The sequence below is a fragment of the bacterium genome, assembly GCA_019695335.1.
In the GTDB taxonomy this organism is placed as follows: domain Bacteria; phylum CLD3; class CLD3; order SB21; family SB21; genus JABWBZ01.
Genome location: JAIBAF010000049.1, coordinates 1 through 20,735, shown reverse-complemented (window position 1 = coordinate 20,735; position 20,735 = coordinate 1). Strand labels below are relative to the sequence as shown.

At 44.7% G+C, this 20,735-nt stretch carries 12 protein-coding genes; 5 read left to right on the top strand and 7 right to left on the bottom strand.

Features of this window, described 5'->3' with window-relative positions:
• Nucleotides 1-8: 8 nt before the first annotated feature.
• The 5 genes from K1X84_12230 to K1X84_12210 form a co-directional block, all read right to left on the bottom strand.
• Entirely contained in the window at nt 9-725 is a 717-nt protein-coding gene (locus tag K1X84_12230) for a hypothetical protein (GenBank protein MBX7152403.1), read from the bottom strand.
• A gap of 67 nt (nt 726-792) precedes the next feature.
• Nucleotides 793-1,452: an HD domain-containing protein gene (locus K1X84_12225; GenBank protein MBX7152402.1), complete on the bottom strand. Its 660-nt coding sequence runs from the start codon at nt 1,450-1,452 to the stop codon at nt 793-795.
• Nucleotides 1,453-1,560: 108 nt separating this feature from the next.
• A complete protein-coding gene (locus K1X84_12220) occupies nt 1,561-3,600 on the bottom strand; it encodes a dipeptidyl peptidase 3 (GenBank protein ID MBX7152401.1) in 2,040 nt (679 codons plus the stop codon).
• Between the two features lie 22 nt (nt 3,601-3,622).
• Nucleotides 3,623-4,000 carry a hypothetical protein gene (locus K1X84_12215; GenBank protein MBX7152400.1) on the bottom strand — a complete coding sequence of 126 codons (378 nt, stop codon included), beginning with the start codon at nt 3,998-4,000 and terminating at the stop codon, nt 3,623-3,625.
• Nucleotides 4,001-4,006: 6 nt separating this feature from the next.
• Nucleotides 4,007-5,092: an MBL fold metallo-hydrolase gene (locus tag K1X84_12210; protein MBX7152399.1), complete on the bottom strand. Its 1,086-nt coding sequence runs from the start codon at nt 5,090-5,092 to the stop codon at nt 4,007-4,009.
• A gap of 235 nt (nt 5,093-5,327) precedes the next feature.
• Between K1X84_12210 and K1X84_12205 the strand changes: the two genes are divergently transcribed.
• The 5 genes from K1X84_12205 to K1X84_12185 all read left to right on the top strand — a co-directional run bounded on the left by K1X84_12205 (nt 5,328) and on the right by K1X84_12185 (nt 8,703).
• Complete coding sequence (locus K1X84_12205; protein ID MBX7152398.1) at nt 5,328-6,158, top strand: hypothetical protein; 831 nt, start codon at nt 5,328-5,330, stop codon at nt 6,156-6,158.
• Between the two features lie 25 nt (nt 6,159-6,183).
• The gene (locus K1X84_12200; protein MBX7152397.1) at nt 6,184-6,399 is read left to right on the top strand and encodes a hypothetical protein; all 216 of its coding nucleotides are present in this window, start codon (nt 6,184-6,186) and stop codon (nt 6,397-6,399) included.
• Between the two features lie 12 nt (nt 6,400-6,411).
• Nucleotides 6,412-6,870 carry a thioredoxin-dependent thiol peroxidase gene (gene bcp / locus K1X84_12195; protein MBX7152396.1) on the top strand — a complete coding sequence of 153 codons (459 nt, stop codon included), beginning with the start codon at nt 6,412-6,414 and terminating at the stop codon, nt 6,868-6,870.
• A gap of 7 nt (nt 6,871-6,877) precedes the next feature.
• Entirely contained in the window at nt 6,878-7,399 is a 522-nt protein-coding gene (locus K1X84_12190) for a hypothetical protein (GenBank protein ID MBX7152395.1), read from the top strand.
• A gap of 80 nt (nt 7,400-7,479) precedes the next feature.
• Nucleotides 7,480-8,703: an FAD-dependent oxidoreductase gene (locus K1X84_12185; protein MBX7152394.1), complete on the top strand. Its 1,224-nt coding sequence runs from the start codon at nt 7,480-7,482 to the stop codon at nt 8,701-8,703.
• Nucleotides 8,704-8,747: 44 nt separating this feature from the next.
• On the opposite strand, the gene K1X84_12180 is transcribed toward K1X84_12185, so the two are convergent.
• Nucleotides 8,748-9,308 (bottom strand): hypothetical protein, encoded by a 561-nt coding sequence (locus tag K1X84_12180; protein ID MBX7152393.1) that lies wholly within the window; start codon nt 9,306-9,308, stop codon nt 8,748-8,750.
• A 42-nt stretch (nt 9,309-9,350) separates the two neighbouring features.
• Nucleotides 9,351-20,687 carry a choice-of-anchor D domain-containing protein gene (locus tag K1X84_12175; protein MBX7152392.1) on the bottom strand — a complete coding sequence of 3,779 codons (11,337 nt, stop codon included), beginning with the start codon at nt 20,685-20,687 and terminating at the stop codon, nt 9,351-9,353.
• Between the last annotated feature and the right edge of the window lie 48 nt (nt 20,688-20,735).

Sequence of the window (20,735 nt, the reverse complement as noted above, 5' to 3'; positions counted from 1 at the left end):
TTGCTTTATTAATCCCCGCCTGTTTTTATTTTATCCCACATTTGTTTGATAGATAATGCGTGCATCGTATACGCGACCGGCACAAAAAAACCTGGAAGCCAGACATATGGCCAATAGGCAACTATTGTATTGGCGGGCTCATTCATAAACACTCTAAATGGAACCGGTAGAGATACAATAGCTATAATCACAATATTGGCCAATATAAGTAGACCAAGTATATTCCACGCTAATACGACTTTGCTTGTCAATTTTCTCTTCGAGTATCCGTAAGCAACCAGTGGCGCAGTTAACCCAACCAAGACGTCAAAATTCCTTCCTTCGAAAGTCATTTGAACCGGAATAATATTATCAAGAAACAACAGCCAAAGCTCCATTTCGATGATAATACGAAAAGCTTGTATGTAAATAAGCCATTGAGGTGGAACCTGTTTTAGCCATAGAGTAATTTTTTTGGAACTCGACAAAACTATCATCAGAATAAGAGGCGGCAATAATACTGTTATTAGCCTTGGTGGTATCGATGTGAAATTCATTAAAAAACCACTAGCGGCTAAAACCGATGTCAGGATAAACCAAAACATGATGGCCGCAATAACTACAAAGGTGACTTTATGGTTTTGTCCTTGTTGTGTTTTACGAACAAGCAATACAACGAGATAAAACAATATGATTGCTAATAAAACAAACGATATTGTTGTCTCTTGAAAATATTGTCCCGACATACATCTCCTTTCATTGTTAAATCTCTGTTCTTAACCATCCAATATCCGGAAATTTGGTCAAATACATCTATTCAATTCCTTCCCACTCTTTAAAAAATCTATCCAGATACATTTCCATAAACCGGTGGCGTTCTTCCGCCATGGCTTTGCCGGTTGCCGTATTCATCCGATCTTTAAGCAATAACAGCTTCTCATAAAAATGATTGATCGTCGGCGCACGGCTGTTTTTATATGCGTCAAAATTATCATGGCGTTCCGGCTTCACTGACGGATTATACAACTCCCGTTGTTTGAAGCCGCCGTAGGCAAATGCCCGCGCAATACCAATCGCTCCGATCGCATCAAGCCGGTCGGCATCTTGAACGACTTTTCCTTCAAGACTGTGCATAGCCGTTGTGACATCCGCGCCTTTAAATGAAATGTCTTTGACAATTCGGCAAACATGCTCAATCGTATTCGCCTCGACATTAATCGATTGCAGCCATTGCCGCGCGACTTTCGGCCCAACAGTATCGTCGCCTCCGTGAAATTTATGATCGGCAATGTCATGCAATAAAGCCGCTAATTGCACGATAAAAAGATCAGCGCCTTCTTTTTGGCCAATGTGAATAGCATTTTTTAATACGCGTTCAATGTGCCACCAATCATGCCCGGTACCTTCACCGTCGAGTTGAGACCGTACATAAGAGGAAGTTTGTTCAATAATGCTTTCTTGTAGTGTCGTCATAAATTAAAAAAATGCTCCCCGAGCGGCGTCGAAGGGAGCATTTGTGCATAGAATATTTTAAATCACGGACCGTTTCGACTGCGCTCAACGGCCGTAATTCTGAATTAATTAATTGTAATCCGGAAGGAAAGAATATTCTTTCGCATAGTACAGCATTTGTTCCATAAAATCAGCCGGATATTCTACTTTTACATCGACGATCTTATCGCCCTGCATTACCGGAACAAGTTTAGGATTAATGAAGCCGGTATACGGGGCAATATCTAATTTTTTATACCGATCGAGAACTTCTTTATGCAATTCCTGATCTACTTTCACGCCGTATGTTTCGACCAGATTTTTGGCGCCTTCAAAATCGCCTTCGGAAGTAATGCGTTGGGTTTCTTTCAGCAATTGGCCGAATAAATCGCGCAATTTTTGATAATCGTTGATAACAAAAAATGTTTTACCGTCACGGACTTTCTTTTCAATCACGTTATCCGGCTTTCCTTTTTCGTAAGCCCATTGTGCAATCATTTGGCGATTGCGCATGTGCGATTCTTGAATATCCTCCCCGATTTTCAACCGCGTAAGTTGCGTCATAAGTCCGTTCGTCATTTGCCGATCATATTCGCCTTTCGCCGCATCAAAATTAGGAAGCACACCGATATCAATAAGTTTTTGATCCATGATAAAATAAAGAGCGACTAAATCGGCGCGGGCTTCCTCGATCGTCGATGAATAATTCTTTAATGTTTCGTTAGGCGTGCCGACCCCGGGATTGATCTGCCCTGAAGCATGGCCAATCACTTCATGCATATCCGTATGCAAATTATCGGAAATGGGGCCGTATTTTTGGTAACGATCTATTTCTTCCTTCGAATAATAAAATTCATCGACCAAACCGCTTTTTAAACCGACCTGATTGTACGCGTCAACGATATTTCCCAAAGTCACTGATTTAGAGCCGTGGAGTTCACGAATCCAGTTGGCATTCGGCAAATTGATGCCGATGGGCGTTGTCGGTGATGCATCGCCTGACTCGGTAACGACCGTGATCACTTTCGCCAAAATACCTTTCACATTTTTTTTCTTATGGGCATCGGCAATCGTCGAATGATCTTCAAACCACTGCGCTTCTTTACCGATAGCGTCAATGCGTTTGGAAGATTCCATATCTTTGATCGATACGATCGCCTCATACGTTGCACGATAACCGAGCGGATCGCCGTACGACTCGATAAATCCATTGACCGCGTCCACTCGCGAATCATCCTTCAGCCAAAGAATGCAGTATTCATTCCATTTTTTTAAGTCGCCTGTTTTATAGAATTCTATCAATTTCTCAAAAGTTTTCTTTTGCAAATCGCTTTCGGCAACCGTCGATGCTTTCTCAAGCCAATACACAACTTTTTCGATGGCTTGCGTATACATCCCTCCGACTTTCCATGTTTTCTCGACGATTTTGCCGTCTTCCTTCACAAGTTTTGAATTCAAGCCATACCAAACCGGTTCGGGATCGTTTTTGTCGGTGATTTTTTTGTGATAATCCTCCACTTCCTTCTGCGAAAGCCCTTCATACAAATTGCAGGCGGAGGTCTTGACGAGATCGTCTTTAGGATTGAGATTAATGCGCAAAGGATCAATTGCCGGGTCAAACAAGATCGGCGTTAAGCGAGCTGCTAATTGCTCAGTCGTCTCACTGCCTTTGAGCGGGAATTTTCCCTCTGGTGAATTTTTTATCAACTCGGCAAAATATTCTTTGGAAAAACCGGGGTCAAATTTGTAATTGGAATAATGATGATGGATACCGTTGGAAAACCAGACGCGTTTTGTATAAATCATGAATTTTTTAAAATCCTCGGTATTGCGATCGCCTTTATAATTTGTCACAATCGCTTCCAACGTACGCCGGATCGTCAAATTATGTTTATAGCTCTGATCCCAAAAAATATCACGTCCCGATAACGATGCCTGATAGAGATAATAGACCAATTCCTTTTGTTTTGGGGTCAATTCCTCAAATCCGGGAATCTGGTAACGAACGGTTTTCAGATCGGCAAATTGTTCTGTCAGGTATTTGAACTCTTTTTCACCTGAAGTTTGTTTTTTCTGTGCACAACCGGCAATCCAAAGCGCCAGCATCAGTAAGAGCATGTTTCGTTTCATAAATAGGCCTCATGTTAGGTAATTAGTGAAGAATCGTATGCGTTTCCCAAAAATATCCATTCCCTTTCAGGGGAGTATGGGCCGCATACGCGGTTGTTTGTTGCGGTTTCATTTTCGATTTAAACATTGTATCATACGGATCGATCGTTTTTTGAATTTTGTCCGACGATGACGGCCCGGCAAATTCCAGCACGACTTGCAGCCAATAGCGCACCGTCACATCGACGGCATATTTGCTCTCCATCCCGGTATGCCATTCTATCGAAACAAATTTTTTCCAGGCTTCGATTTGTTTGATTAAATATTTATCGTCGTACTTTTTAACGACTTCTTCCGGCTTTTTCCATTGCCGTAAAGCTTGACGAATATTATTGACGTCATTTTCAGTAAGTAATTTCATACAGCCTCAAATATAGAGAATTTCACCGACATCGGGAATCTTTAATTCACCATTAATTTTCTTTTCTTCATTCAGCTTTTGCAACCATCGGACCGGCTCTCCCAAAGGCTCATCGGCCAGATCGAACGTACCGTAATGCATGGGTATGAATACTTTTCCATGCAGTTCATTGAATCCCATAACGGCTTCTTCGGGATTGGTGTGATTGTTTTTCATAATGTACGGCGGCTTATAAGCGCCGACTGGCATCAGACAATAATCAATCGTTCCGAAAAGTTTATAAATTTCATTGAAATGTCCGGCATACGCCGTGTCGCCCGCGAAATAAATTTTCACTCCGTTTTTTTCGATAAGAAAACTGCCCCACAAAATTTTGTTGCGGTCCCACGGAACGCGTAAGTACCAATGCTGCGCGGGAAGAAAATAAATTTTAAACGATTCGTTGATGTTAAATTGCTGGTACCAGCCCGATTCCTGCGTATCGAGAAATTTATTCATCGACCGAATAAGTTCTGCCATTTTCAGCGGTAATAGCGCTTTCACGCCACGAGCCGGCAAAGTTTCAATGGTTGCACGGTCGAGATGATCGTAATGACCGTGTGAAAGAAGGAGATAATCAAGCGGCTGTATTTTTTCAATCGGCACAGGTAATTCAGCCAAACGCTCCTGCGTCGGCGGATGCGTCAGGCACGGATCGGTCAGCAGCCATTTACCGTCGATTCGAATCAGAAAACTCGCATGTCCAAGCCAGATAATACAATCCCGATCGATCGTGTTCAACGGCGGTAGCTTGATGGTTTTGAGCTTAAAAGTATCTGCTTCTTTTTCTTTTTTCTGTGGATTGGCCGAAATCATCCAATTGAAGATTTTACCGAAAGAGTTGTTGACATAAGAACGGTCTTCGTTGACAAAGCGCCCGTCGATAAGAATATTGCCGGGATAACTGGTTTTGATTACGGGTAATTCCTCATTTCGCAGGTACAACGCTTCTTCGCCGGCCCATGCCGGCGATACGAAACCATACCGCGACAGAAATACCATCAAGCCGTTTAGTCCTAGTTTTCGAAGGAAATGGCGGCGGGAAAGATGCACGAAAAATCCTTTTTTTTATTTAGGAACCCAAATTGCCGGATCAATCAATAAAAAAAAACTGTTATTTTCCACTGTTTTTTAAAAAGCCCGATCAAAGCTTGCGTGGAAGCCTACAAAAATCTTGACTTTAGCAATGAAAAATACTACAATTCTTTGTTCAAAATTCTCACAAATGCGCTTAACTCCTACGTATAACAAGCACCATCGATTTTTTGAAAACGCTTAACGCGCACCCATGAGTATTGTACACACAACGCATACGTACTCTCTCCGTTGGATGATCGCACCGTATTTATTTCCTATAGTATTATTGGTTAATGCCAACGCTCAAACACCGGAACGTTGGATTGAAATCGGCGATTCTTTGCACTTTGCAAATGACAACGAAGGAGCCTATAAAGCATATAAAGCGGCTTTTGATATCAGCGGTTATCATGTAGAAGCTTTATGGAAGATGGTTGCTGAACTGACGACCATGGGCGATATTCTGCCCAAGGGCAACGATCAATTAACCAAATACCAGGAAGCTGTCGACATTGCGCGTAATGCTGTCAAACTTAATCCGAACCATGTGGAAAGTCATACGATGCTGGCAATCGCATTAGGTAAACTGGCATTACACAAATCAGGCAAAGACAAAGTTAATTGCCTGAATGAAGTTCGCGCCGAAGCAGAAAAAGGATTGACGCTGAATCCTAATTCGGACGTTTGCCATTACCTTTTAGGGCGCTGGAACCGTGAGATTGCCAATCTGAATTGGTTGACACGAAGTTATTTACGGATGATGGATCGGCAGGTTTTGGGTGAAGCTTCCAATGAGAAATCCATCGAGCATTTCAAAGCCGCCATTACGATCAATGATTCTTTGCCGGCTTATTATCTTGAATTAGGTAAAACGTTTGTCTATATGGAAAAATGGGAAGAGGCGGAAGAAGCATTTGAAAAAGTAGCCGTTCTTTCTACGAACGGCCGAAACGCCCGCAAATGCCAGCGCGACGCTAAAACATATCTTGAAATGTTGAGTCACGCCCATTACGCGGACATCAAAGAAGCAGTACAGGAATAATTCAATTCATACAGGAGGTCCTCCTATGACGATCCGAGTTACCAATGAAGAAAACGGGATCATTGAAGAATTTAAAACCAATAACCTCGACTTCATTCGCCGGAGTTATGAAGAGTTTGATCCCATTGCAACCATGAGCGAAGCTGATTACCAACGCCTCGCCGTGCTTATCGTCAAAAAGCGTTATACCGATACCCGCTTTGATAATTTAGAATGGAAAACGGAAGTTCTACCGGATTAAGAAAGAATCTTTATGCTCAAACCTGGTCGTAAAGCTCCCGATTTTAAATTAAAAGATACCAATGGTAACACTGTCCAATTATCCGATTACAAAGGACAGTACGTAGTATTGTATTTTTATCCTAAAGATGATACGCCGGGATGCACGAAAGAAGCGTGCAGTTTCAGAGACGATTACTCCGATTTTAATAAGCATAAGATCGCCGTCTTCGGAATCAGCCCTGACGACGAAAAGTCTCATCAAAAATTTACGACGAAATATAAGCTTCCTTTTCCCCTGCTCAGCGATCCCGATCACAAAATTGCTGAAAAATACGGTGCCTGGGGATTGAAAAAACTGTATGGCCGGGAATATGAAGGAATTTTACGTTCAACGTTTGTCATCGGTAAAGACGGCATGATCGAACATGTATTCGATAAAGTCAAAGTGGACACGCATGCTACCGATGTACTCCATGTGATTAAACTATAAGGCGTTTGTGAATCTTTTCAAAATTATCACCCTGCTTGCCCTGTGCCGGTTATTGACGGCCACCATTTCCGCTCAAGATAAACCCAAATCCGAATGGGAAAAACACGAATTCAAAAATTATTACGTCGAATTCAAAACGCCCGCCGATTGGTACGTGACATTCAACACCGACAGTAAAGAGGAATACAGCTACATCGAATGCGTTAGTCCCGACAACCAGATGTATTTTTTCATTACGTCCACCACCAACGAATTAAAATCTACCAACGACATTATTCTGTCGTACCTCAAAGTCACTTATTCAACCAGCCAGTTTCTTTTAGAAGAAGAGAAAAAGATCAACAACATTGATTTTATATTCTCCATTGGAGTTACCCATCTCGAAAATATACAGACGTATATCAAATTGGGCGTCGGCAATCACAAAGAGCGCGTTTACCTCGTAGACAGCGGCTTCAACAATGTTGAGAATAAAGAAGCTGAAAAAATCCTGCAGACCATCATCGAAAGTATCCGCGCGATTGATTGATTAATAATCCGTAACTCATCTGCTGTGTTTGAGTCATAGTATTGTCATCTCTCCATGACAAATAAGTTTAATTCTACCTCATGAAAAAACGGTTAGTCATACTCGGAACTGGCTTTGCATCAATGAGCCTGATTCGTGCTTTACGCATGGATGCGTACGATGTGACCATCATTAGCCCGCGTAATCATTTTTTATTTACCCCGCTGTTACCGAGTACAACCGTTGGCACAATCGAATTTCGCAGTATTATTGAACCCATCCGCCTGCAAAAAAATATTACTTTCATTCAGGCATTTGCGCGTGACATCAACGCCTCGGCAAAAACCGTAGTATGCGAAAATGCCGTTGACGCGAAAAATTTTGAAATAGCCTACGATCTTTTGTTGATAACCGTCGGCGCGGTCAATAACACATTTGGCGTGCCCGGCGTTACCGAATACGCCTTCTTTCTGAAAGAACTGCGTGATGCCCGCCGCATTCGCCAACGAATTATCGATAATTTTGAAAGGGCTGCAACGCCGACACTCACACCGGAGGAGCGAAGCCGCCTGTTGCATTTTGTAGTAGTTGGCGGAGGGCCGACAGGCGTTGAATTTGCAGCCGAGCTGTCGGATTTTATGAAAGAAGAACTGGCCCGTTCATACCCTGATTTGATTCAACGGGCGTACATTACGTTGATCGAAGGAGGCAAAAGCATTCTCAATACTTTTGACGAAAGTTTGTCCGACTATGCAACGACGCATTTTGCACGGCACAATGTTAACGTCATGACACGAAAGATCGTTAAAAATGTCTCGTCCGATACCATCTTGCTTGACGATGGTAATGAAATTTACTACGGAATGCTGGTGTGGTCTACCGGGAACGGACCGTCGGAACTGATCCGGTCATTGCCATTCCAAAAAGACGCCACGTCAAGGATTTTGACGGATGATTTTTGCCGTGTATTATCAACCGATGTGATTTACGCCGCCGGCGACTGCGCCAATGTGCAGGGCCATAATTTTCCCGCCACAGCGCAATTAGCCATGCAGCAGGGAAAATACCTGGCTAAACATTTCAATGCTCTCGCACGACAACGCCGGTTGAAATCCTTCAAATATAAGCATCTCGGAATGTTGGCCTACATTGGCGACAATCGCGCGTTAGCCGATTTACCCAAAGCCAAATCAGGCGGCATATCGACTTGGCTGTTCTGGCGTTCAGCTTATTTAACAAGGTTAGTGAGCTTAAAAAACAAAGTGCTTGTGCTCTTCGATTGGTTCAAAGCAGCGCTATTCGGCAGAGATGTAAGCAGGTTTTAAGGAAAATAAAAAAACAGGCGATCAGCCTGTTTTTTTGTATACGTTCATTTCAAAATATCATATAGCGCTTCGAGCTTCTGCAGCAAGATGGATTGAATATTAGGATCATTCAAATCCGGTGGCGTGAAACCATCGTCGAGCTGTATGATCAAATCGATCGTCAATTGGTTGTCGCCGACATTAAAAGCGCACAACGCTTCATGATATAGAATGTCCAGATAGGTAATTGTTTTATCATGATTGAACACATAGCTTGGTGCATGGCGAATTACAAATTTCGCACGCTCGATACCATTGGCATAATCGCCCCTGCTCCAACTTACAATCGCCCAACCGGCATATCCATCCAGACTGGAATCCGCTTCGATGGCCTGGAAATAACCGTCCGATGCGTCGACAGAATCAATACTCATCATTAAGGTCGTCCAACCTAATCCGACGTAAGCTTCATTGGTACTTCCCGTCAATGCACTAAACGCTGCATGCGCAGAGACATAATCCTTGTCCCGAAATAATTGCCATGCCGAATCGATCGGAACATCATCTCCGCAACCGCATAAAATCACAATTAATCCGACACTCAGATATTTTGCGACACGTCTCATGTTTTCTCCCACTTCATCTATTTAAAATTAATTTCTAATTTTTTACTTCACCAGGAGCATCTTCTTCGCAACGATTTCTTTAGGCGTCTCCAAGCGGTAGATGTATACTCCTGTTGCCACCTGCTGTCCGATTTCATTTTTACCGTCCCAGCGAACTTCGTGATAACCGGCATTGCGTGACTCGCTCAGAAGCTCCTTCACTTTTTGACCAAGAATATTATAGACGGTCAATTTAACTTTGCCTTCATCCGGCAATCCAAACCGGATCGTTGTCGACGGATTGAATGGATTCGGATAGTTCTGCGAAAGCTCGATTTTCTTAGGCAAGAACACGTGTTCAGGATTATAGAACATCGCTAATTCGCCAAATTTATCCAATTTAGCCGTGATCTGGCCTTCAGCGCCTTCTCCACCAAGATAACTCCATTCGCCGTTATCTCTGAAATACAAACCAATTTTACGTTCATCGAAATCATCGATTCGCGATTTCAGGGACTGGAGTGCGTCGCCAGAATAACGGACCGTCAGTTGAAGATACTTGTCTTTTTTAAGTTCGACAGTACTGATAAGATCAATACGTTCTCCAACCTCTGTCCATGCGTTAGTTTCTATCGATTTTCTTAATTGACTCGGCTTCTGTTTTGGTTGTTGACTCAATAAAATAAATCCGTCATTAGCCAAACTTCCCTTCGCACCGTTGAGCGTAACAGCGCCATCGCGTGTAGTCAGTGCGACGGCAGCGCTGGCCGTTGTAATGATCGCATTATAACTGCGGGAAATAGTGGTCTGGTTACCGCCATAGTCATAACCCGTGACGGTGAGGAATAACGAACCGCTGGATGGCAGCACAAATGGCATTGCATATACTCCGGATTGTCCCGCAACGGCCGTCAACGTTAACGCCGCACTATCGGTCAAAGCGCCGGATGTATTGTGCATCCCGTAAGCACCGGCAATGGAATCAAGATCTTCATTACTTTGCGCATAGATTGAGATCGCGTTTTTCAGCACAGTGCTGGTCAGAACGGCGATGATCATTTCCGGCTGCGCTGCATCGATCCGGAAAAATCCTGTATCGCTGTATGTTTCGCTTAACCCATCGCTCGCAATGACGCGCCAGAAGTAACTTCCGGCACTATCCAATGGCGAAGGCACGGTTATCATCGAGTCAACGGCATTGAGCGATTGTACGATCGACAGAAAATCGTTGGCCGTTGCAATTTGTATCGTATAGTTTAATGCATCGCCATCGTCGTCACCACGGCCTTCCCATGTCAGCGCTGGCGTGCGGCTGCCGGAGATATTATCATTGTCAACCGGTTTAAGCCTGAATGCAGTTGGAAATGCATTCGTATCCGCAAATGCGTCCAAACGCAAAGCAAACGGATTGACGGCCGCATTATTCCAAATTTGCAACGTATCCAGTTTGTTACCGTAGTTCGCCGGAATGAATTTAACGTTTACCAATAAAGTATCGGTCGTATTGGCCGTCAGAACTATAGGCAAGCCTGAATTCACTAATTTCAAATCATCATAATAGCGCAAATTCACACTATCAATAACGACCTGACCGGTCGCCGCATAGAATTTCATTTGCATAGCAGCGCTGTCGCCAATCATCACTGAACCAAAATCAACACCGGATTGCAGCGATGCCAGTGTTCCCGCCTGACCGGCGCCTGTCAGTGCCAGCTTGAGCGGATCAACGGTAGAATTATTGCTGACGCGGATCGTATCGGACAACGCACCAAAAACCGTGGGTTTGAATTTAATAACAGCCACAATGGTATCACCGGTAGCGATCGTATCCGGTAATCCAGAAACTGATTGGATTGTGAAGTCATTGCCTATGTCTAGCAGCCCTGAGCTGACAATGGCACTGCCTGCCGTTGTGAATAGCTTGACCGTTTGAACGGCGCTGTCGGTGACGAGCACATTGCCGAAATTGATCGCAGCCGGCGTAAATGCAAGCGTGCCGCCGGTTCCCGTTCCGCTCAGATTAATTTTCACAGGATTCAATAACGAATTATTATTCAAAACTAATCGGTCGCTCCGGCTTCCGAAATTCTTCGGTTTGAATTTGACCACGACTAGCAACGTATCGCCCAATGGCAACGCATGCGGCAATCCGCTGGAGACGGATACAACCTGATAATCCGTTCCGGATTCGAGCGACACTGCGCTGACGGTTATATTGCCGCTGGCTGAAAATACTTTAACGGTCTGTTGAGCGCTGTCGCCAACAAATACGTTATTGAAATTAACGCTGGACGGTAATGTCGCAAGAGTACCGGAATTACCAACGCCGCTCAGGAACAGTCTGAATGGATTGGTTCCTGAATTATTAAATAATCGCATCGAATCCGTACGCGTCGACAACACCGAAGGTTTAAATTTCACCGTTGCCTGCAGCGTGTCGGTTTGTTTGAGTATAGACGGAATACCGGGCGTAATACCGACGATTTTAAAATCGCCATTCACATCCAATTTGATACTATCCACATTAACGGCGCCGATAGTTGTGTAGAATTTAATAACTTGCTGCACACTATCGCCGATTTGCACAACACCGAAATTGACAGAAGTGCTGGTTGTTGCCAATGTTCCAATCAAACCGGTACCGTTAAGCACAATCGATAACGGACTGATCAATGCATTGCTGCTGACACGAATCGTGTCTGTAAACGCACCGAAGTTATTCGGTTTGAATTTCACCGCCATAAATAAAGTGTCGCCGATCGTAAACGCATTCGGCAAAGTTGGCGTTGAATTGAGACTAAATTGACTGCCAAAATCCATCGAGGCACTATTAATCAATAATCCAATGGTTGACGGATAAAGTTTGACGATAGTAACAAGACTGTCGCCAATATGAATACCGCCAAAATTGATCGAAGTTTGCGATGCGATAATAGGTCCTACAGCGCCTCGTGCAACAAGGTTGATTCTGAAAGGATTGGTTATTGAATTATTGGCAATACTAATCGTATCGCGCAAAGTGTCCGTCAGCGTTGGCTTAAATTCAACGTCGACAAACAACGTATCGCCGGGATATAATATCCGCGGTAATGATAACGCATTACCAATATTGAATTGTGTACCAAATTTGAAATTGGCGCTGCTCACTAAAACGCCTCCGGTAGCAGGATAAATTTTAACCGCCTGCGTTAGGCTGTCGCCGATCTGCACGCTTCCGAAATTAACGTTTGGAGTCAACGTTGCCAACGTTCCGGCAAGACCAGTTCCGTTGAGCGCGATTTTCATGAGACTCGCTGCCGAGTTGTTGGTCACACGCAACGTATCGGTCAGAGCTCCAAAATTTCGCGGACGGAATTTCACAGGAACGGTCAGCGTATCTCCCGCAAAAAGCGTATCCGGTAAAGTCAACGGACCGGCCACGCTAAAATGCGTTCCAAAATTGAATGCCGTATCGCTGATCGCCACAGCGCCTAATGTCGTGTAAAATTTAACATTTTGTGTAACGCTGTCACCGACCAGTACGTTGCCATAATTGATTGACGAGATATTGGATGCAAGCGTACCGACGACACCAGTACCATTCAGCGTGATTTGGAAAGGATTGACACCGGTCGTATTGACAATATCAACGACGTCGTTGATCGCTCCAAAAGTTGTTGGCTTGAATTTAACCGTCACGTACATCGTGTCATTAAGATTCAACACCTGCGGTAATCCGCCTCCAACATTGAGCGAGTAATCGCCGCCATTTTGCAAGTTGACCGCGTTGATCGTTACCGTTCCCGCTGTCGCAAAAACTTTCAAAACTGCTGTAGTGCTATCGCCGAGTTGCACCGAGCCCATATTCTGAATCGGCGTTAAGGTTGCCAGCGTCGACGGCAAATAATCGACGATTAATTGGGTCCAGAGATTCTGGTTCGGCGTTCCTTCTTTGGAATAGTAATAATGGTAATATGCACCGGTTTCATTTGAAATCGCCATTGACAGAATACCGTCGCCGGCTCTTTCTGCAGCGACTTGCGTGCGCAGTGGATCGCTCGTAAGCGTATAGGTCCAACTGTTGAAGCCATTAGCCCATGCAAACCATTGCCCAAGCAAAGTTCCTTGCGCCGGCCGTGTATTCCATGTAATGCTTCCTTCGGTCCATGCATCGTTGGTGACAAAAAATGCATAATGGTACGGATCGTAATTGTAGGCAAACCCGTTAGGTGAAGAAACTTTCAATGTAGCCGAGAGGATGTCAGCGCTGGCCGGCAGCGAAGCAAGATTGAATTTGACATACGCTTTCGATTGGTCGTTAGGATAATTGCCCGCTCCGTTAGCATTTGATCCGTAAACATAAATATCACCTGCCGAACCAAAATTGGTCGTTGGCTGTTGTTCCATGACTTTGGCATCTTCAATGACATACAGCGTATCACGAATCGGCGTGACTTGCGGAACGATACTATTGCCATCAAGACGAACACTGAAAGCGCTCAATGAATTGCTGTTGACGATTACCGAATCAAAGAGCGCAGCAACAACGCCGGGCAAAAATTTTGATTCAAATTTTAGCGTATCGCCTGGCCCGAGAACGGCAGGAATTGTACCGAGCGGAACCAATTGGAAATGGGAGCCGGTTTTTAAAGCAGCACTATTGACCTGAACGTAACCATGCGGAACAAACAAATGGATTTGCATTTTGGCACTGTCCAAAACCGGTACGGTACCGAAATACACATTCGGTGTTAACGTTGCCAATACACCACCCGCTCCGGTACCCGACATTCCGATCTTTAATGGATTAACACCGGAATTATTGGCTACAAGAATTGTATCGATATGGGTCGTGAATCCATTGGGTTTGTAAGTAACAAATACTACCGCAGTGTCGCCGGTAAACAGTGTCGGCGGACCTAAGGTCGAGTCTATTCTGAATTGATTGTTAGTTTTTAAACTTATTCCGGAAATCGAAACGGCTCCGCCATTGGAATAAATTTTTACGCTTTGTTGTACACTATCTCCCCACACAACATTACTGAAATTCATCGGGCTCACGGATGCAGTCAGCGAACCGCTGACGCCCGTGCCATTCAATGCAATCTTCAAAGGATTTAGGCCTGAATTATTCACCAGACGCAGGGTATCGCTTGTCGGACTAAACACCGTTGGTTTGAATTTGACATTAACGATCATTGTATCGCCGCTAAAAAGTGTATCCGGAATGACGAAGCCGCTGATCGAATACTGCGCCCCTAAATCAAGCGAAGCTCCGCTGACAATCATGCCGCCGGTCGCCGCAAAAATTTTAACAATTTGCGTTACGCTGTCGCCGACCGCAACATTGCCGAAGCTCAAGCTCCCCGGCGTTAAACCAATCGTACCGACGATCGGTTGAAATGCATTCGAAAATGCCGATGTATTGAGTCCGACATTTTGTAATGCCGTAATATTCATACCTGCAAAGATCGTAACTTTTTTCGACCAGTTACCGGCGCCGTCAGCCCGAATCGAATCCAGAAATACTTTGCCTTCATTGGTCGTATCGGCATAAAGATGAATAAGCCCATTAGGCGCTCCCGTACCGACAACTGTCGAATCGTAAAACACATTTGTAATCACCGGGGGAACTATCCCTTGCTGGCCTCCATTAATTACTGATACGCCGGCTCCACCATTATTGAAAATAGAGTTTTTGAAAACGATATTACTGTCGGTTGTGGCGCCATCGATGATCACGCCTTCAGCGCCATTGTAGGCAATGGTATTATTAGTTACCGAATCGCCGGAAGCATTGCTGCTTAATTCAACTCCGCGGAAACCATTTCCCACTGGTAAGCCCGTTGTACTTAAGCCGATAAAATTTCCATCGATAATCGTTTGAGCAGCATCAACAAGTAGGGAAATACCGTTGCTTGAATTTCCTGAAATAATATTCCGTCCGCCGACCGTACCGTCGCCAATTCGATTGCCGCGTGAACCTTGCATGACGCCGATACCTACCGAATTAGACATCGCCGTTGCGCCGTCAGCCGCCACACCAATGTAATTTCCGATCACGGCATTGCTATCGGAATTAGAACCGATCAAAATTCCCTGGGATGTATTCGCGCTGATAATATTTCGACCGTTTGCTTTTCCATTGCCAATTCGGTTATGCTTGACAGTACTGGTTAATTCAATCCCCCAATCGGTATTACCGATAGGACTCAGACCCGTCACATCCGTACCGATATAATTACCAATAATTAAATTACTGTCAGAATTGAAGGTTATGGCAATCGGCCGTGCATTTCCGGAAATGATATTTCGTCCCGACGCGAGCGTATCGCCGATCGTATTATATTTAGAACCGATGTGAAGCCAAATTCCAATAAAATTAGGCGCACCGGCGGCTGTACCGGCAAGATTCGTTCCGATGCGATTGCCGATAATACGATTGTACGAGCTTGCAACCGCCAGAATCGCAGCAATATTCGTATTACCAAAGCCGACCATATTCAAATGTTTGATCGTATTTCTTTGGCTGGATAATTGAATTCCGTGAAATCCCGGTACGCTGGCTGCAATAGTAATGCTTGGTATGTTATCGCCGTCAATATCCCCGTCAATCACGGTCGAATCATCGGTGACATTTAAAGTTGAAATAATGGTAATGGTCTGGCCGATAAGCGGAAGCGCAAAACGAATGGTGTCTGCACCGGCATTGGAATTGGCATACGTGATCGCATCACGCAAAGACCCTGTGCCCGCATCATTTGTATTCGTAACAAGCAACGGATCCAAAATGATTGTCGAAATAGGCAGAGAAAATTCGGATGAGTTTTGACTGCTATCTTGCAGAACCGTCAAAGAGTCCAATCCTATAGGTAATGCACCAAGATTGACTTTTTTGAACCATTGACCTGCAGCGTTCGCTCGTGTCGTATCAATAAAAAGTTTTCCTTCATCCGACGAATCGGCAAAAACATAGATCATTGCATTGGGCGCGGCAAGGCCGGATAAAATTGAATCTTGTGCAAGATTTAAGATAACAGGTTTTGCAATACCTTGCTGAGCGCCGCTGGTTATAGCTATTCCGGATAATGTATTATTGAAAATGGAATTGGCGTACGTCCAGTTACTATCCGTTGCGCCGCCATCGTAACGTAAACCGTTGGCGCCATTATGCGCAATAACATTTAAACCGATCGTATCGACCGATGAACCGTTAAGTACGAACACTCCTTCACCGGTATTACCGAGGTTTAATACGGCGTTGGAATCCGTTCCGATAAAATTACCGGCTACAATATTCTTACGACCACTGACACTGATTCCTGAACCGACGTTGGATGAAATCACATTGGTAAAAACGTTCGAAACTGTATCCCCGATAGTGTTGCGGTCAGAATTGACATCGATTGAAACTCCGCCAGCAAGATTGGCTAATGGCGTTACGCCATCGGCGGCGACGCCAACAAAATTTCCTGACATTAAATTGGAGTCGGCATTTTGGAAGTAAATCCCGGTTAATGAATTACCGGAAATGACATTGATGCCTGATGCCGTACCGTCGCCAATTTTATTAAATTTGCCGAAAACGCCAACGCCGCTGACATTGGCAATTGCCGCATTACCGGCCGCATCAGTACCAATATAATTACCAACGATGAAATTATTATCGCCAGCTAATTCAATACCTTCGTCGGCATTACCGGAAATAATATTACGATCAAAAGGTAAAGCCCCGCCGATTTTAGTTTGCCGTGAATTGGAAATACCAATACCGTCCTGCAAATTACCAAGTGCCGTATTGCCGGCAGCGTTGATACCGACGAAATTATTCTGCACACTGCAGGTATCGGAATTTTGAAAATAAATACCGTACGTCAAATTACCGGCGATCACGTTGCCGCCGCCGGCTATCGGCGAACCGATCTGAGTATGATGTGAATTGTTCAATACGCGAATACCGGTTTCGTTAGCTATCGCGGCGTTACCACTCACGTTAGTACCGATATAATTACCTTCGATCATATTGAACTGCGAATTATCGATCAAAATACCGGCGCTGTCATTACCGGAAATAATATTCCGGTCGATAACATTGGCACCACCGACGCGCGTTCCCGGATAAGCGGTCAGCGCAACACCAATTTGCTGCACTCCGTAGTCGGCATTGCCAGTCTCGTCTGTTCCGATCATATTACCGCGGACAACCCAGAATGGCCCTGGCGCAATTCCGGCCAAACCGTTAACCGCAATCCAGTTATTCTGAATAGTAACCCATGAAATATCGCCTTGCACGCCAACCGTAGTAAAGTTTATAACGCGTGAATTCTCAAGAATACCAAAATACGCACCGAGTCCGGCATTATCAAAAAACATCGCACGCTGTGCGATTCCACGTCCATCGAATGTCAAGTTATGTAACGTTATCTTCGGAGCCCGTAAGGACATGATTGAAAATCCGGTGAAAGAACCGGATGCGGCAATATTCATTTTGATCGGGCCGCCATCAATCATCGTCAGCGAGTCAGTTACGTTCGGTAAAGGTTTGTCCACATAGATCGTGTCACCCGTCGTAAACGCCGCCGCAAAACGGATCGTATCCGGAGCTGAATTCGAATTAGCGTATCCGATCGCATAACGTAAACTTCCAATTGTACTGTCATCGGCCAGCGATGTTACCAATAATGGATTAAGTACGATTGCTGCCAGAGGCGCTGAGAACCGGGACGTGTTATGCGCGCTGTCTTGCAATGCCGTCAGATTATATCCTGCAAACAGCGGAACTTTTCTTGCCCAATTACCGGAACCGCTCGCACGGACGGTATCCAAATAAAATTGTCCCTGATTGCCGGCATCAGCATACAAATGAACCAGCGCGTTCGATGCCGCAATGCCGTGAACGGTTGAATCAATATCAATCGTCGTAATCACAGGATCCCAGACAAATCCTTGCGCCGTCGCGACATGATTGATTCCGCCGGAAGCGTTATTAAAAATTGAATTCTTGAAAACAATATTACTGTCCGCTTTCGGGCCGTTACCCTCGATTTCAATTCCGAAAGACGTATTGAATGCAATGGTATTAGCAATGATCGAATCATTGGTGGCATTACCGGAATTGGCATAAACGCGAATACCATGAATACCGTTAGGTAAAGGCGAAATGCCGTCCATCTGCGTTCCGATTTTATTGCCACGAACAACATTATCGCGGGCATCGGCAAACACCGCATACACCAGCGCACCGAAGAAATTATTACCGGAAATTAAATTGCCCCGGTTTGGACCTTCATCGCCGATAATGTTGCGGTTACCGTTTTGAACCATGACGCCGTTATTATTCTGAATTGCAACAGTACCGGTTATGTCCGTCCCTATAAAATTACCATAAACAAAATTGCCGTCAGCGCCATTGATTAAAACACCTTCCTGAGCACTGCCGGAAATAATATTTCTGCCGCCGGGCTGACCATCACCGATAAAATTGCCGGTTGCCCCACTGCCAATTAAAATTCCAAGGGAATTGCCAAAATCGGCTGTTCCAACCGGATCGACACCCACAAAATTACCCAGGATATAATTGCTATCGGAACCTATATCAGAAATAGAAATACCTTGCGAATTATTGGATGAAATAACATTCCGGTCGCCGGCGCCGTTTCCACCTATCTTATTGTGCGAAGAGCCGCCGATTATATTGATGCCAATATCATTTCCAAGCGCCGATCCGTCGAATGCCAGACCGATTTTGTTATTACGCACTTCATTGCTATCGGCATCATAAAATTCTATACCAGGCCCGGAAGCGTGTCCGGCAATCACATTGCCCCCATCGACGCCGGGCACACCGATTTGATTGCGGTAGGAATTGACGAAATAAAATCCAACCCGCGCAGTGCTGGCCAATCCAACCGCTCCTGTTATGTCCGTCCCGACATAATTACCGGCGAAAGTATTATGGTTGGAACCGCTGACAACATCAATGTTATCGGCCGCATCGCCTCCCGAGCCGTTATCGCCGATCACATTGCGGCCCGCCACTGTTCCGTCGCCGATTTGGTTGAAGGAAGATCCGTTGTCAAGGAGAAGACCCGAACCGCCACCTCCTCCAATTCGATTCGGTATTGCGGCTGTACCTGAAGCATTGAGGCCTATGAAATTGCCCGTTATGATATGATTGTGTGCATTGTCCAATACCAGACCGCCGCCAAAACTTTCGCTAGATCCATTATCGGAAATGACATTATTGCGAATAATATTCGCATAAGCATTGGTTACAAGAATTCCATGCCCTGTGTTTCCCATGGCGCTATTGCCGGTTACGTCAACGCCTATATAATTTCCAAACACAGTATTACTATCCGTATTAATTTCGATTCCACGTCCGGCATTACCTGAAATAATATTACGCCCGCTGACGGTGCCATCGCCAACAAAATTATAGTGAGCTGTCCCTCCATCGCCGCCGGTTATAGAAACGGCATTACCATTATTCGGCATTGCGGAGGTTCCCAGAGTATCCGTTCCGATAAAATTGCCGAGGATTAAATTGCCATCAGATGAACTGCCTGATGAACTGATCGCAACACCTTCCCATGAATTATTGCTAATAATATTGCGGCCGCCGGCCGTGCCATCGCCGACGCGATTATTTTTTGCTCCCGAATAAAGGCCAATTCCAACATAATTTCCCAAAGGATCGCCGTTAAGATTCAAACCGATAAAATTACCCAATACATGATTATTGCTTGCTTCTTCGATGTGAATACCTGTGCTGACATTGCCTGAAATTAAATTCCTGCCGGAAAGCGTTCCATTACCAATTTGGTTTCCCTGAGGACCGAATAAAATAAAAATTCCTTCGCTGTTTCCAAGCGAGCTTATACCGGTCGCATCGGTTCCAATAAAATTTCCTAAAACAACATTGGAATCCGTTCCAATGCCGCTCATCACAATTCCATAAAAGACATTACCGGAAATAACATTCCGGCCTGAAATCGTACCGTCTCCGATAACATTGTGATGCGCACCGTTGTCTATAAAAACACCTTGCCGGTTTGCGTAAGCCGCAACTCCGGCGATGTCCGTTCCGATGTAATTGCCGATAATTCGATTATGATGGGCATTAATACTCGAAATAGTGATAGCGATTCCCTGAATCGGATTAAAAAACTCAAACCCGCTCCAAATCAAACCTGTAATAACGTTGTGGGATGAATTGATAATCAAACCATCGACGCCGGCCGCACCGGCTATTTGAATATCCGGGATATTATCTAGATCAGTATGTCCGTCAATTACAGTATACGAGTCGGTCAATGCAGGAAGTGCACCGCTGATATTGATGGTTGACTGCGCCGGAATAGCAAAACGAATGGTATCCGGCCCTGAGTTGCCATTCGCATAATTTATGGCTTCTCTCAAAGAACCCGGCCCGCTATCGAGCGTGTGAATCACTAATAACGGATTGGG